The 13,820-nt window shown below is 70.8% G+C and carries 8 protein-coding genes; 3 read left to right on the top strand and 5 right to left on the bottom strand.

All coding sequences use genetic code 11. The features are described 5' to 3' along the window. The first annotated feature begins 5 nt into the window (after positions 1 to 5). The 3 genes from AB0M76_RS22790 (at position 6) to AB0M76_RS22780 (ending at position 9,054) form a co-directional block, all read left to right on the top strand. Positions 6 to 3,113, top strand: a complete 3,108-nt coding sequence (locus AB0M76_RS22790) for an acyltransferase domain-containing protein (protein WP_365954614.1) — start codon at positions 6 to 8, stop codon at positions 3,111 to 3,113. 94 nt (positions 3,114 to 3,207) lie between these two features. Continuing rightward, positions 3,208 to 6,486, top strand: coding sequence for an amino acid adenylation domain-containing protein (locus AB0M76_RS22785; protein WP_365954613.1), 3,279 nt, complete (start codon positions 3,208 to 3,210; stop codon positions 6,484 to 6,486). Positions 6,487 to 6,783: 297 nt separating this feature from the next. Further along, entirely contained in the window at positions 6,784 to 9,054 is a 2,271-nt protein-coding gene (locus tag AB0M76_RS22780; RefSeq protein WP_365954611.1) for an MMPL family transporter, read from the top strand. A 156-nt stretch (positions 9,055 to 9,210) separates the two neighbouring features. Here AB0M76_RS22780 and AB0M76_RS22775 read toward each other — a convergent pair whose 3' ends face one another. The 5 genes from AB0M76_RS22775 to AB0M76_RS22755 form a co-directional block, all read right to left on the bottom strand. Next, positions 9,211 to 9,987, bottom strand: coding sequence for a MerR family transcriptional regulator (locus AB0M76_RS22775; protein ID WP_365954610.1), 777 nt, complete (start codon positions 9,985 to 9,987; stop codon positions 9,211 to 9,213). A 4-nt stretch (positions 9,988 to 9,991) separates the two neighbouring features. Further along, positions 9,992 to 10,792 carry an alpha/beta hydrolase gene (locus AB0M76_RS22770; RefSeq protein ID WP_365954609.1) on the bottom strand — a complete coding sequence of 267 codons (801 nt, stop codon included), beginning with the start codon at positions 10,790 to 10,792 and terminating at the stop codon, positions 9,992 to 9,994. Positions 10,793 to 10,960: 168 nt separating this feature from the next. Next, positions 10,961 to 11,728 (bottom strand): alpha/beta fold hydrolase, encoded by a 768-nt coding sequence (locus AB0M76_RS22765; protein WP_365954608.1) that lies wholly within the window; start codon positions 11,726 to 11,728, stop codon positions 10,961 to 10,963. A gap of 333 nt (positions 11,729 to 12,061) precedes the next feature. Further along, a complete protein-coding gene (locus AB0M76_RS22760; RefSeq protein ID WP_365954607.1) occupies positions 12,062 to 12,850 on the bottom strand; it encodes an ABC transporter permease in 789 nt (262 codons plus the stop codon). Next, positions 12,847 to 13,809, bottom strand: coding sequence for an ATP-binding cassette domain-containing protein (locus AB0M76_RS22755; protein WP_365954606.1), 963 nt, complete (start codon positions 13,807 to 13,809; stop codon positions 12,847 to 12,849). Before AB0M76_RS22755 ends, AB0M76_RS22760 begins: the two co-directional genes overlap by 4 nt. Between the last annotated feature and the right edge of the window lie 11 nt (positions 13,810 to 13,820).

The following is a 13,820-nucleotide window of genomic DNA, read 5'->3' as shown; positions in this document are numbered from 1 at the left end:
GTGACATGACCAACTCCGCGGATCAGACGGCGGAGGGCGGGGACCGGGTCCAGCGGGCGCTCCGTGCGCTGCTGGAGGAGCGCGACCGCCTGCGCCAGGAGAACGACGCCCTGAAGGCCGGTCGTGGCGAGCCGATCGCCGTGGTGTCCATGGCCTGCCGCTACCCGGGAGGCGTCTCGTCGCCCGAGGAGCTGTGGGAGGTGATCCGCAGCGGCCGGGACGTCGTGGACGGGTTCCCGACGGACCGCGGGTGGCGGGACGTGTACGACCCGGACCCCGACACCGTCGGCAGCGCATACGTGCGCCAGGGAGGGTTCCTGGCGGACGTCGCCGGCTTCGACGCGGACTTCTTCGGCATCAGCCCGCGCGAGGCACTGGCGACCGATCCGCAGCAGCGCCTGCTGCTGGAGACGTCGTGGGAGGCCTTCGAGCGCGCCGGCATCGTCCCCGCCGACGTACGCGGGGCGGAGGTCGGCGTCTTCTCCGGAGTGAGCTCCACCGAGTACGGGTGGCGATTCCTGGAGGCGGGCCAGAGCGAGCTGGAGGGCTACCTGCTGTACGGCAGCTCGCTGAGCGTCGCGTCCGGCCGGGTGGCGTACGAGCTGGGGCTGACCGGGCCGGCGGTGTCCCTGGACACGGCGTGCTCGTCCTCGCTGGTGGCCCTGCACATGGCGGTGCAGTCACTGCGTGCGGGAGAGTGCTCGCTCGCGCTGGCCGGCGGGGCGCTGGTGATGTCGACGCCCGCGGCCTTCGTGGAGTTCGCCCGCCAGGGCGCCCTGTCGGCCGACGGCCGGTGCAAGGCCTTCGCGGACGGAGCCGACGGGACCGGATGGGCGGAGGGCGTGGGCGTGCTGCTCCTGGAGCGGCTGTCCGACGCCCGCCGCAACGGCCACCCGGTGCTCGCCGTCGTCCGCGGTTCCGCGGTGAACCAGGACGGGGCCAGCAACGGGCTGACCGCTCCCAACGGCCGCGCCCAGGAGAAGGTGATCCGGCGGGCACTGGCGAACGCGGGGGTCAAGGCCTCCGAGGTGGACCTGGTCGAAGCCCACGGCACCGGAACCACCCTGGGCGATCCCATCGAGGCGGACGCCCTGCTGGCGACCTACGGGAAGGACCGGGCCGAGGGCAGGCCGCTCTTCCTGGGATCCCTGAAGTCGAACATGGGTCACGCCCAGGCCGCCGCCGGGGTCGGCGGGGTCATCAAGGCCGTGATGGCCATGCGTCACGGGTACCTGCCGAAGACCCTGCACGTGGACGCGCCCACGCGACACGTCGACTGGTCCTCCGGCGGGGTCGAACTGCTGGCCGAGGGCCGTGAGTGGACCCGGGCTGACGGTCCGCGCCGGGCCGGGGTGTCCTCGTTCGGCGTCAGCGGCACCAACGCGCACGTGATCCTTGAAGATGCTCCGCAGCAGGAGCAGGCGGACGAGCGGGCTCCGGTCCCTGGCGTCGTCGGCGGGCTGGTGCCCTGGGTCGTGTCGGCCAAGAGCGCGGCCGCCCTGCAGGGCCAGGCGGGCAGGCTGCGCGACTTCCTCGCTGCCGACCCGCAGGCGGACATCGCCGGCATCGGCGCGTCGCTGCTGTCGAGCCGGTCGCGGTTCGACCACCGTGCGGTCGTGCTGGGCCGCGGCCGCGACGAACTCCTGAGCGCTCTGACGGCGCTGGGCGAAGGCGCGGAGTCCCCCGCGGTGGTGCGCGCAGCCGCCGGGAAACTCGGCGGTGTCGCCTTCATGTTCCCCGGTCAGGGGTCGCAGTGGGTCGGCATGGGCCGGCAGCTGTACGACACCTTCCCGGTCTTCGCGCAGAGCCTCGACGCGTGCGCGGCCGCCCTGTCCGAATGGGTCGACTGGTCGCTGCTCGACGTGGTGCGCGGCGTGGAGGGGGCGCCGTCCCTGGACCGGGTGGACGTGGTCCAGCCGGCGCTGTTCTCGGTGATGGTGTCCATGGCCGCCCTGTGGCGCTCCTGGGGCGTGGAACCGGCCGCGGTGGTCGGACACAGCCAGGGCGAGATCGCCGCCGCCTACGTCTGCGGTGCGCTGTCGCTGAGGGACGCCACCAAGATCGTGGCGCTCCGCAGCCTGGCTCTGGTGGACCTGATCGGTCACGGTGGGATGGCATCGGTCGCGGAGTCCGCGGACGTCGTAGCGGAACGCCTCGCTCCGTGGGGCGACCAGCTGAGCATCGCCGTCGTCAACGGGCCCCGCTCCGTGGTGGTGTCCGGGGAGCCGGACGCGCTCGACGAATTCGTCGAGAAGATGAAGGCCGACGGCGCCCAGGCCCGGAGGATCTCGGTCGACTACGCCTCGCACTCCCACCATGTGACCCGGGTCCGCGAGCAGGTGACCGGCCCGCTGTCCGACGTGAGCCCGAAGACGTCGACGCTGCCCTTCTACTCGACCCTCCACGGCGAGGTCATCGACACCGCACGGCTGACCGGCGACTACTGGTACGACAATCTGCGCGAGAAGGTCCTCTTCGAAACCTCCGTCCAGCGGCTGGCCGAGGACGGTTTCCGGGTGTTCGTCGAGATGAGCCCGCACCCCGTTCTGACCGTCCCGGTGCAGGAGATCGTCGAGGACGTGGACGACGCGCTGGTCCTGTCCTCCTCGAGGCGGGACCGGGACGAGGTGGAGGCCGTGGTCGGCTCGCTGGCCCAGCTCCACGTCCGGGGCGGGTCGGTGGACTGGGACGCCCTGTTCGGGACGCGCGAGCGGGTGGACCTCCCGACGTACGCGTTCCAGCGGCAGCGGTACTGGCTGAACTCCTCGCAGACGGCGGTGGCGGCGGAGGTGCCCTCGACCGATGCGCCGGCAGGCGACGACCACCTCGTCCCCCTGCCGGACCGGCTCGCCGCCCTCTCCGACGACGACGCGAAGGCACTCGTGCTCGAGCACGTCCTCGAGAAGGTCGCCGTCGTGCTCGGACACCCCTCCAGCGCGTCGCTCGACCCCGACCAGGAGTTCAAGGAGATCGGATTCGACTCGCTGCTGTCGGTGGAGCTGAGCAAGCGCCTGACCGCATCGACCGGACTCAAGCTGAGGGCGAACCTGGTCCTGAAGTTCCCGTCACCGAGGCGGATCGCCGAGCACGTCACGTCCTCGATGGCCGCGTAGGAATGTCCCGCCGGCGGGACACACCGCAAGCTCCACAGCGGTGTGTCCCGCCCGGCACCAAGTTGTCTTGAACGGCTGACCCACTTCCCTGAAGGTGGGGGTGATCTGTGAAGTTCTCCGATTCCCGGGCCTGTTTGCTGAGGAGTTGATCTGTGTGCGTTCGTTCGGTGCGTCGTCTGCGCATAAAGGCATGTGGCGGGCGCAGGAAATGGCTCCCGACACGCCGAACCATGCGCTGACCATGTGGGATGTGGACGGTGAGCTGGACGCGGCGGTCATTGAATCCGCGTTCCTGCACGTGATGGGCGAGGCGGAGGTGCTGCGCGTCAACTTCGTCGACGACGGCAGCGGGCTGCGCCTCGTACCCCGGGAACTGGGGGACTGGCGGCCGTTCTTCCTGGACCTCAGTGCCGAGGCCGATCCCGAGCAGGCGGCGCGCGAAGCGCTGGCCGACATGGTGCGGCAGCCGTTCGACCTGTCGCGGGACCTGCTGTTCCGACTGGGTGTGGTCAAACTCGCGGAGGCCCGTTCCCTCCTGGTGATCGCCTACCACCACCTCATATCGGACGGGTTCGGCGCGGGTGGCCTGCTCTCGCGGCGCCTCGCCGAGGTCTACACGGCGCTGCTGCGGGGCGAGAACGTACCGGAGCTGGCGCACCCGTGGGACGCCGAGTCGTTCGCGTCCGAGGCGACGGAGTACCTCGCCTCCCAGAAGTTCACCGAGGACACGGAGTTCTGGCGCGACTACCTGAAGGATGCGCCGGCGCCCGCGCAGGTTCCGCGGGTCGCCCTGTCCGACTCGCTGCGGGCCGCGCTCTCCCAGCCGATGAGCAGCGCCGACCGCTGGTCGGAGGTGGCCGAAACCATCGGCATGGTGAGCCGGACGCTGACCGTTCCGCGCGCCGAGGCCGACGTGTGGACCGAGACCGCGACGTCCATGGGCGTGTGGATGTCCCAGATGCTCACCGCCGCCGCGGCGGTCTTCTTCCGGCACCGCTGCGACCGTCCGGAGTTCCTCCTCTCGCTGGCCGTGGGCAACCGCGTCGGCGTGGCGAGCAGGACCCCCGGCCTGGCCGTGAACGTGGTGCCGGTACGGGTGGCCGTTCCGCTCGGCGCGACCTTCGCCGAGATCGCCGACGCGATGGTCGACGAGACGTACGAGCTCTTCGGCCACACCGCCTGCCACTACTCGGACATCCAGCGCGCGAGCGGAACCGTCCTGAGCGGCCGCGGCAGTTTCGGTGCCGTCATGAACGTCGTCGAGTTCGTGGAGCAGCTCCACTTCGCCGACAGCCCGGCGCGCTACTCCGGCGCGACGACCGGCACCTTCGAGGAACTGTCGATCGGCGTCTACACCGACGGAAGCGCCGACAGCGACCTCTACATCCGGCTCGACGCCCCCGCGAGCCTGTACCACCGCGCGGAGCTGCGCTTCCTCGGCGAGGAGCTGATCGCGCACATCCGTGCCGTGGTGGCCGCCGGTACGCAGCCGATCGGTGCGCTGGACGTGGTCAGCGGTGTCGAGCGCGACGGCGTCCTGACGGCACCGAACGACACGGACGCGGCGCTGCCGGGGCTGACGGTTCCGGAGCTGTTCGCCCAGCAGGTGGAGCGGGACCCCTACGCCATCGCGATGGTGTCCGGCGACTCGGAGGTCTCCTACCGGGAGCTGGACGAGCGCTCGAGCCGTCTGGCCGGGGCGCTGCGACGCCGGCACGTCGGACCCGAGACGGTCGTCGCCGTGGCGATGCCCCGGTCGGTGGACCTCGCCGTCGCCCTGCTGGGCGTCGTGAAGGCGGGCGGAGCCTACCTGCCGATCGACCCGACGCTCCCGGCGGAGCAGATCACATCGCAGGTCGGCGACTCCTCGGCGCGCGCACTGCTCACCGATGCGGCGACAGCCGGCGCACTCTCCTCCGGCCTGGACGTTCCCGCGATCGTGTTCGACGACATCCGCTCGGACAGCGCCGACGAGAACGACGGTGCGCCGCAGGCTGCGGTCCCGTCGCACCAGGACAGCCTGCTGGCCGTGATGCACGGCTCCGGAACGGCCGGCGCGGCCACCGGAGTCGCCGTGACGCACCGGAACATGGAGCGGTTCGTCAAGGACCGCCACTGCAAGGAGGCCGGCCACGGCACCGTGCTGTGGCACGCGCCGCACACCGCCGATGCGCTCGCCCTCGAACTGTGGGTGCCTCTGCTGAACGGCGGCCGCGTGGTCGTGGCTCCCGCGGGGGAGCTCGACATCGACGCGCTGACCGCTGCGCGAGCGGCGCACGAGATCTCCACGGTGTGGCTGCCCGCGAGCCTGTTCTCGGCGATCGCGGCAGAACGCCCCGAGAGCTTTGCCGGGCTGCGCGAGGTGTGGACCGGTGGCGACCGCGTGTCCACGGCCGCGCTGCGCCGGGTCCGCGAGGCCTGCCCCGAGCTGACGATCATCACCGGCCACGGCCTGACGGAAACGACCGTATTCGCCGCATGCCAGCGCCTGGCTGCGGACGAACCGGTGCGCCTCGCATCCGCGGTCGGCCGTCCGATGGACAACACCGCGCTCTACGTGCTGGGTCCGGGACTGGCGCCGGTCCCCGTCGGCGTGACCGGAGAGCTGTACGTGGCCGGGCCCGGCGTGGCCCGTGGATATGCCCGGCAGCCCGGGCCGACCGCGGAGCGGTTCGTGCCCTGCCCGTTCGGTCCGGCCGGCGGGCTCATGTACCGGACCGGAGACCGGGTGCGCTGGGGTACCGGCGGCCGGCTCGAGTACGTGGCCCGGGCCGACGCCCAGGTCGATGTACGTGGCGTTCGAGTCGAGTTGGCCGAGGTCGAAGAGGTGCTGTCCGAGCACAGCGGCCTTGCACAGTCGGTCGTGGTCGTCAAGGAGGACGGTTCGGGGCAGCAGCGGCTGGTGGCCTATGTGGTCCCGGTCCGCGGCCAGGCCGTTTCGGGCGAAGAGCTGCGCCGGTTCGCCGCAGGGTGGCTGCCGGAGTCCATGGTGCCGTCGGTGTTCACGGTGCTGGAACGCCTGCCGGTGACGGTCAACGGGACGGTCGACCGGGCGTCGCTGCCGGAGCCCGAGTTCGACGCGAAGTACCGGGCACCGCGCAACGAGACCGAGCGGGTGCTGGCCGCGGCGTTCGCCGACGTGCTCGAGCTGGACCGGGTGGGCATCGACGAGGACTTCTTCGACCTCGGTGGCAACTCGCTGCGGGCGATCAGGCTGGTCGGCCTGATCCGGGCGGAGCTGAACCAGGAGGTGTCGATCCGCAGGCTGTTCGCGGCGCGCACCATCACCGGTCTCTCGGACATGTGGAAGGACCTCGCCCAGTCCAGCAGGCCGACTCTGCGCAGGAGGACGAGGGAAGGCGCCGTTCTCTGACCGTGCCGTCACGCCGATGCGCCCGCGGCCCCCTGACCGGGGGGCCGCGGGCGTTCGTGCTGCCGGCCCGCCGTTCTCGAGCAGGGCTCCAGTGGGCCACCACCGGTTTCCGGTGAACTTCCGACGGGGTTCAGCTCGTGCTGGATCGAACCGTGCGACTGGTTCCGCACAGCGTTCCGTGGCTGAAGCCGGTGTGGTGGCGCGAATCCATCGCCGTCAAGAAAACCGCATGAGCGGTTTGTTATTGTCCTTGAGTCCTGCCTGTTGCTCTGCCGATCCGATGGGAGTCCACTCGCCGTGGCCACCTTCCTTTACAAACTCGGCCGTTTGGCGTTCCGGCGCCGATGGCTGCTGGTCATCCTGTGGGTGCTGATCTTCGGCGGCGTCGGAGTCGCGGCGTCCTCCGCACCCCCGCCCCCCGCCGACACCTTCTCCATGCCGGGCACCGAGTCGCAGAAGGCGTTCGACCTGCTCAAGGAGAAGTTCCCCACGGCCAGCGCCACCGGCGCCAGCGCCCGCGTCGTCATCCGCGCCCCCCAGGGCGCCAAGATTTCCGACACGGGCCCGAAGGCCGGCGTCACCGAGTTGCTCGGGAACCTGTCCAAGGCCCCCGAGGTGATCGGCGCGACCGACCCCTACCAGGCCGACACCATCAGCAAGGACGGCACCACCGCCTACGCGGTGGTCACCTACAAGGTCCCCGGCCCCGAGGTGAGCGACGAGGCGCACGACGCCTTCGACGAGATCACCGAGAAGGCCCGGGCCGGCGGACTGACCGTCGAGGCCGGCGGTGACGCCGTCAAGATCAAGGCCGAGATGGGCGGTTCCGGCGAAGGCATCGGCATCCTGGTCTCCGCCATAGTCCTGCTGCTGACCTTCGGCTCGATGATCGCGGCCGGCATGCCGCTCCTGACCGCCACCATCGGCGTCTCCATCGGCATCTCCGGCATCACCGCGCTCGGCAGCACGTTCGGGCTCTCCGCCACCACCTCGACGCTGGCGATGATGCTCGGCCTCGCCGTCGGCATCGACTACGCGCTGTTCATCGTCTCCCGCTACCGCTCGGAGATGGCGGAGGGCCGCGACCGCGAGGAGGCCGCCGGACGCGCCGTCGGCACGGCCGGCTCGGCCGTCGTCTTCGCGGGCCTCACCGTCATCATCGCGCTGGCCGGCCTGTCCGTCGTGAACGTCCCGCTGCTCACCAAGATGGGCCTGGCCGCCTCCGGTACGGTCGCCGTCGCCGTCCTCATCGCGCTGACGCTGGTTCCCGCGCTGCTCGGCTTCGCCCCGTTCAAGGTGCTGCCCCGCCGCGAGCGCCACCTGTTCTGGAGCGGGCCGCTGTCGGCCCGCAAGCAGCGCGTGTCCGCCAAGCGAGCCGCCAAGGCCGCGGCGCGCGCCGCGAAGAAGGACCCGAACAAGCCGAACCTCGGCTCCCGCTGGGCCGGCTACGTGCTCCGCAACCCGGTCGCCGTCCTGCTCGTCGGCGTCGTGAGCCTCGGTGCACTCGCGGTGCCCGCCGCCAGCCTGGAGCTCGGCCTGCCGGGCGAGGGCACCATGTCGACGGAGACCACCCAGCGCAAGGCGTACGACATCCTGTCCGAGTCCTTCGGCGCCGGCTTCAACGGCCCGCTGATGGTCACGGTCAGCGCCAAGGACGCCAAGGCCGCCGGCGACACCGTCGGCAAGGCCCTCGCCAAGGTGGACGGGGTGGCCTCGGTCTCCCCGGCCGTCGCCAACGAGGCCGGCGACACCGCCATCCTCAACGTCGTCCCGACCACCGGTCCGGCCGACAAGAAGACCGAGGACCTCGTCCACAACCTCCGCGCCGTCGCGGGCGGCCTGGAGGAGCAGACCGCCGGCGAGGTGCTGATCACCGGCCAGACCGCGATGCTCATCGACTTCTCGAAGACGCTGGACGACGCGTTCGTGCCCTACCTCGGCCTGGTCGTCGGCCTGGCCTTCGTCCTGCTGGTCCTGGTCTTCCGCTCGCTGCTCGTCCCGCTGAAGGCGGCCCTCGGCTTCCTCCTGTCGGTCAGCGCGGCCCTCGGCGCCGTCGTCGCGGTCTTCCAGTGGGGCTGGCTGAAGGACGTCCTCGGCATCGACCAGACCGGTCCGATCATGAGCACCATGCCGATCTTCATGATCGGCATCGTCTTCGGCCTGGCCATGGACTACGAGGTCTTCCTGGTCTCCCGGATGCGCGAGGCCTACGTCCACGGCGCAGGCCCGGACGAGGCCGTGGTCACCGGCTTCCGCTACAGCGGCCGCGTCGTCACCGCCGCGGCGGCCATCATGATCAGCGTGTTCTCCGGCTTCATCCTGGACGCCAACGACATGATCCAGATGATCGGCTTCGGGCTGGCGACGGCCATCCTCTTCGACGCCTTCGTCGTCCGCATGGCGATCGTGCCGGCCCTGTTCGCCCTGCTCGGCAAGGCCGCCTGGTGGCTGCCCCGCTGGCTCGACGCCATCCTCCCGAACGTCGACGTGGAGGGCGAGAAGCTCAACCGCATCGTGGCCCGCTCGGTCCCGATCCGTGAGCGCGAGCTCGCGGACCGCGTCTCCTAGCGGATCCCCGCAAGGGGACACATACAGCGGACTCCCGCGGCGGACCGGCCCCCGTCCGGACCGTCAGGGAGCCGCACCCCCGCCGGCCCGGTGGCACCAGCCACCGGGCCGGCCGTCGTCTTCGGGCCGGGCCGCCGGCAGCTGCCTCGCAGGCCGTTACTGATGCGGGATGTCGACGCCCGCTGCGCGGAGGTTCGCCTCGAGCAGCTCGGTCAGCCGGGCAGCCGCCGGCGCCTGGTCTTCCCGGTGGTGGTTGATGAGTCCGTAGCGGGTGGCGGCGTCGGGCCTGGCCCGGAACTCGGCCGGCATCGACAGCAGTTCGCGGTTGGCCAGCACCTTGGCGGCCAGGGCGGACGCGATCTCGTCCAGCCGTGGGTCGTCCGGATCCCACGACTCGGCGTCCTGGCAGAGCTTCATCAGCTCGATGTACTGGGGGTCGCCGAGCTGGCGCTCGAGCTGGCTCAGGAAGCTGTCGAAGACCTCCGGCACCAGTGCACGGGCCAGAATCAGGGCCTCCTGCTGGATGGCCACATAGTCGGCACTGAAGCCGAGCTCCGCGAACCGGTCCAGGGCCACGCACGCGCGCTCGGGCAGCAGGAGCCGGTCGCCGGCGGCGAGCCGGTGCAGCACCGCGCGCCGCGCGATCAGCTCCTCGATCCGATCGGTGAGCCGCCGCTCGACGTCGTCCAGGGCGGAGACGAACTGCTCGGGATCGGCGTCGAGCAGATCCCCGACCTCGGCCAACGGCACGCCCGCGTCGGCGAGCGTGCGGGCCTGGACCAGCCGCAACATGTCGGACGATCCGTACCGGCGATAACCGGAGCTGTCGCGTTCCGGTTCGTCGACCAGGCCGAGCCGGTGGTAGTGGCGCACGGTCTTCACCGTGACCCCGGCGAACGCGGCCGCCTGACCGATCGTGAGTCCGTACACCATCGGCTCAGCGGGCCCTCAGGTCGTGGGCGGCCGAGGTCTCGCGCACGGCCGAGGCGATGGCCCGGAAGTCCTTGGCCAGAACCTTGGAGTGGTTGCTCGCGACCTTCGCGCTCACCTTGACGTTCGGGTTCCGGGCGAGCACCGGATCGAGCGCGGCCCGCATCTTCTCCATCTCCTCCTGGCCCCCGCCGAGGCTGGCCCCCGTGGCGAGGACGTACCGCACCGGGCAGGTCAAGCGGTCGAGGACCGGCTCGATGGCGGCGTTGACCTCGTTGGCCTCGATGTTGATGTCGGCATGCTGGTCGGCGGTCATCCGCGCGGCCAGGCCCAGCGGGCGTACCAGCGGCAGCAGCCACCGCATCCGGCGGAACAGGCGCCGGATCCGCTCACGGCCCTCCTCGCCGGTCAGACCGTACGGAATGCCGCCGTCCACGGACACCACCCCCAGGACGCGGTCCGGATTCCGGTCGGCCCAGTGCGCCGCGAGCGCCGCACCGTAGGACCAGCCGACGAGCAGCGGCCGCTCCACCCCGGTCGCCTCGAGGACAGCATCGAGGTCGCGGACGCACGCCTCGAAGGAGTAGTCCGCCGACCGCCTCGACCGGCCGCGGGCCCGCTCGTCGTAGGTGATGTGCCGCCAGCCGGAGTCGAGTTCGGCGATCACGGGCCGCCAGGGCCGGGAGTCGGCATAGGAACCGTTCAGATAGACGACGGGACGGCCGGGGCCGCGCGTGTCCGTGACGGCCAGGGCCGTGTCGTCGACAGGGACCATGCCGGTCCAGGACGAGGAAGTGGAATTGGTCATGCCATCAGCGTCCACCCTGACCCAGGGTCAAGGTCAACCCGTCATATTGAGCCGCACTCCGGGCATCGCGGCGGAACACGAAGACCTCCGGTGTGGTGGTGTCAGGACACCACCACACCGGAGGTCTTCGCCACTCCTGGGCACGGCGGGCCGGCCAGGAAGCACGGGTCAGGAAGCGGCGGCGGCGAGCAGCCCCTCGGTGACGGCCGCAGTGACCTGGTCGATCTGGTCGACGAGGTAGAAGTGGCCGCCGGGGAAGACCTTCAGGTCGAAGTCACCGCTGGTCTGCTCCCGCCAGGTCCCGGCCTCCTGGACCGTCACCATCGGGTCGCTGTCCCCGATCAGGGCGGTGATCGGAGCGCCGAGCGGCTCTCCCCCGCGCCAGTCGTACGCGGCGAGGGCCCGGTAGTCGGCTCGCAGTGCCGGCAGTACGAGCTCCAGGACCTCGGGGTTCTCGAGCATCGACTGATCGGTGCCGCCCAGCCTGCGCAGCTCGGCCAGCACGTCGGCGTCGTCGTAGAAGTCGTACTGGGCACTGGTGCCCGGGCGCGGCGCGCCCCGGCCGGAGAGGAACAGCCGCTGGGGCCCGGGCAGTTCGCCCCGGGCGACGAGGAGCCGGGCCGTCTCGAACGCGACGAGCGCGCCCATGCTGTGGCCGAACAGGGCGTACGGCCGTCCGGGGTCCGCGGCCAGTTCGTGGGCCAGCTCCTCGGCCACTGCCTCGACGAGCGGGGCCACGGCCGTGAACGGCTCCTCGTGGTACCGGTCCTGGCGCCCCGGGTACTGCACGGACACCACGTCGAAGTCCGCGGGCAGCGCGCGCGCCAGCTGCACGTACGCCGTCGCGGAGCCCCCCGCGTGCGGGAAGCAGAAGAGGCGTGGCCCGTATTCCGTGGTCGTGGTCGTGGTGAAGCGCCGGAACCACGTGCTGTTCATCGTCGGTGTGTCCCTTCGTCTGTGCCGGCAACACTGCCCCCGCTGATCACACCGACCGGACCGGCAGCGGGCGGGCAGAGCGAAAGCCCGCCGGTGCCCTCGGGGGATGGGCGCCGGCGGGCGGTTCGGATGCCCCGCGAGGGCTTGCGCCCGTCCGTATCGGAGCTCATGACCCGAGCATTGCGCCCCGTCCTCGAAGGGTGCTCGCAGTCTGCTGGAGAACCCGTACAGCCGCTGTCATCCGGTGTACCGGATGGCCGGGAATGCCGCGAGGGCGGCGTGCCCGGCGGGTGCCGGGTCACGCCGCCCTGGGGCGGTCCACGCTCATGGCTGTTACCTGGGGTCGCGGTTGAAGGATGCGGTGGACCAGCGGTAGCCGAGTGCGATGAGGGCGATGGACCAGCCGAGGGCGAGCCAGCCGTTGTTGCCGATCTCGGTGCCGAGCAGCAGGCCGCGCAGGGTCTCGATGACCGGGGTGAACGGCTGGTACTCGGCGATCGGCTGGAACCAGCCCGGCATCGAGTCGATCGGGGTGAACGCGCTCGAGATGAGGGGGAGGAGGATCAGCGGCATCGCGCTGTTGCTGGCAGCTTCCGCGTTGGGGCTGACCATGCCCATGCCGATGGCGATCCAGGTGAGCGCGAGAGCGAAGAGCGCGAGGAGCCCGAACGCGGCGAGCCATTCCAGGGCCGTGGCGTCCTTGGAGCGGAAACCGATGGCCACGGCGACGGCGCCGACGAGGACGACGCTGGCGATCGACTGCATCACGCTGCCGATGACGTGCCCGATGAGCACGGATCCGCGGTGGATGGCCATCGAGCGGAAGCGGGCGATGATGCCTTCGGACATGTCGGTGGAGACGGACACGGCGGCGCCGATGACGGTGCTGCCGATGGTCATGAGCAGGATGCCGGGGACGATGTAGGCGATGTATGCGGAGCGGTCTCCGCCGCCGCTGATGCCTCCGCTCATGGCGCCGCCGAAGATGTAGACGAAGAGCAGCAGGAGCATGACCGGGGTCAGCAGCAGGTTCAGTGTGAGCGAGGGGTAGCGGCGCGCGTGCAGGAGGTTGCGGCGCAGCATCGTGGACGAGTCGCGCACGGCGAGGGAGAAAGAACTCATCGGACGGTCTCCTCGGACTGGCTGGGCTGGCTGGGGATGTTGGTGCCGGTCAGGGCGAAGAAGACATCGTCCAGGTCGGGGGTGTGCACGGTCAGCTCGTCCGCCTCGACACCGGCGGAGTCCAGCCGGTCGAGGATGGTGCGCAGTTCGCGCTGACTGCCGCCGCTGGCAATCTGCAGGGCGAGCGCTTCGTCGTCCCGGGCCACGTCGCGCAGCGCGGACGCGGCGCTCTGGTATGCGGCAGGGTCGGTGAACCTCAGCCGGACGTGCCCGCCGGGGATGAGCCGCTTCAACTCGTCGGCGCTTCCCTCGGCTGCGATCTTGCCGTTGTTGAGGACGGCGATGCGGTTGGCGAGCTGGTCCGCCTCCTCGAGGTACTGGGTGGTGAGGAAGACGGTGACGCCGTCGGAGACCAGCTCGTGGATGATCTGCCACATGTTGTGGCGGGAGCGCGGGTCGAGGCCGGTGGTGGGCTCGTCGAGGAAGATGATCCGCGGGTTGCCGACCAGGGTCATGGCGATGTCGAGGCGGCGCTTCATACCGCCGGAGTAACTGGCGGCAGGCTTCTTGGCGGCCTCCACCAGGTCGAAGCGCTCCAGCAGTTCGGCGGCGGTGCGCCGCCCCTCGCTCTTGGACAGGTGGTGGAGGTCGGCCATGAGGAGCATGTTCTCCTCGCCGGTGATCAGACCGTCGACGGCGGAGAACTGCCCGGTGACACCGATCGCCGCCCGCACCGCCTGCGGATCGGCCGCCAGGTCATGACCGGCGACACGGATCTCACCGGCGTCCGGGGTGATGAGGGTGGAGAGGATCTTGACGGCAGTGGTCTTCCCGGCGCCGTTCGGCCCGAGCAGGGAGAAGATCGTCCCCTCCGGAACGCTCAGGTCGATGCCGTCGAGCACGGTCTTGTCGCCGTAGGACTTGCGCAGCCCGTTCGCCGCGATGGCCAAGCCGGTCATGATGGACGCTC

The sequence above is a fragment of the Streptomyces sp. NPDC051364 genome, assembly GCF_040682115.1.
In the GTDB taxonomy this organism is placed as follows: domain Bacteria; phylum Actinomycetota; class Actinomycetes; order Streptomycetales; family Streptomycetaceae; genus Streptomyces.
Note: the sequence above shows the minus strand (reverse complement) of the source record. Positions and strands in the feature narration are given on the sequence as shown.

Coding starts and splice junctions, on each gene's coding strand:
- AB0M76_RS22765 (WP_365954608.1), bottom strand. CDS start 11,728: ATGAACAGCACGTGGTTCCGGCGCTTCACCACGACCACGACCACGGAA.
- AB0M76_RS22770 (WP_365954609.1), bottom strand. CDS start 10,792: ATGACCAATTCCACTTCCTCGTCCTGGACCGGCATGGTCCCTGTCGAC.
- AB0M76_RS22775 (WP_365954610.1), bottom strand. CDS start 9,987: ATGGTGTACGGACTCACGATCGGTCAGGCGGCCGCGTTCGCCGGGGTC.
- AB0M76_RS22755 (WP_365954606.1), bottom strand. CDS start 13,809: ATGACCGGCTTGGCCATCGCGGCGAACGGGCTGCGCAAGTCCTACGGC.
- AB0M76_RS22760 (WP_365954607.1), bottom strand. CDS start 12,850: ATGAGTTCTTTCTCCCTCGCCGTGCGCGACTCGTCCACGATGCTGCGC.
- AB0M76_RS22790 (WP_365954614.1), top strand. CDS start 6: ATGACCAACTCCGCGGATCAGACGGCGGAGGGCGGGGACCGGGTCCAG.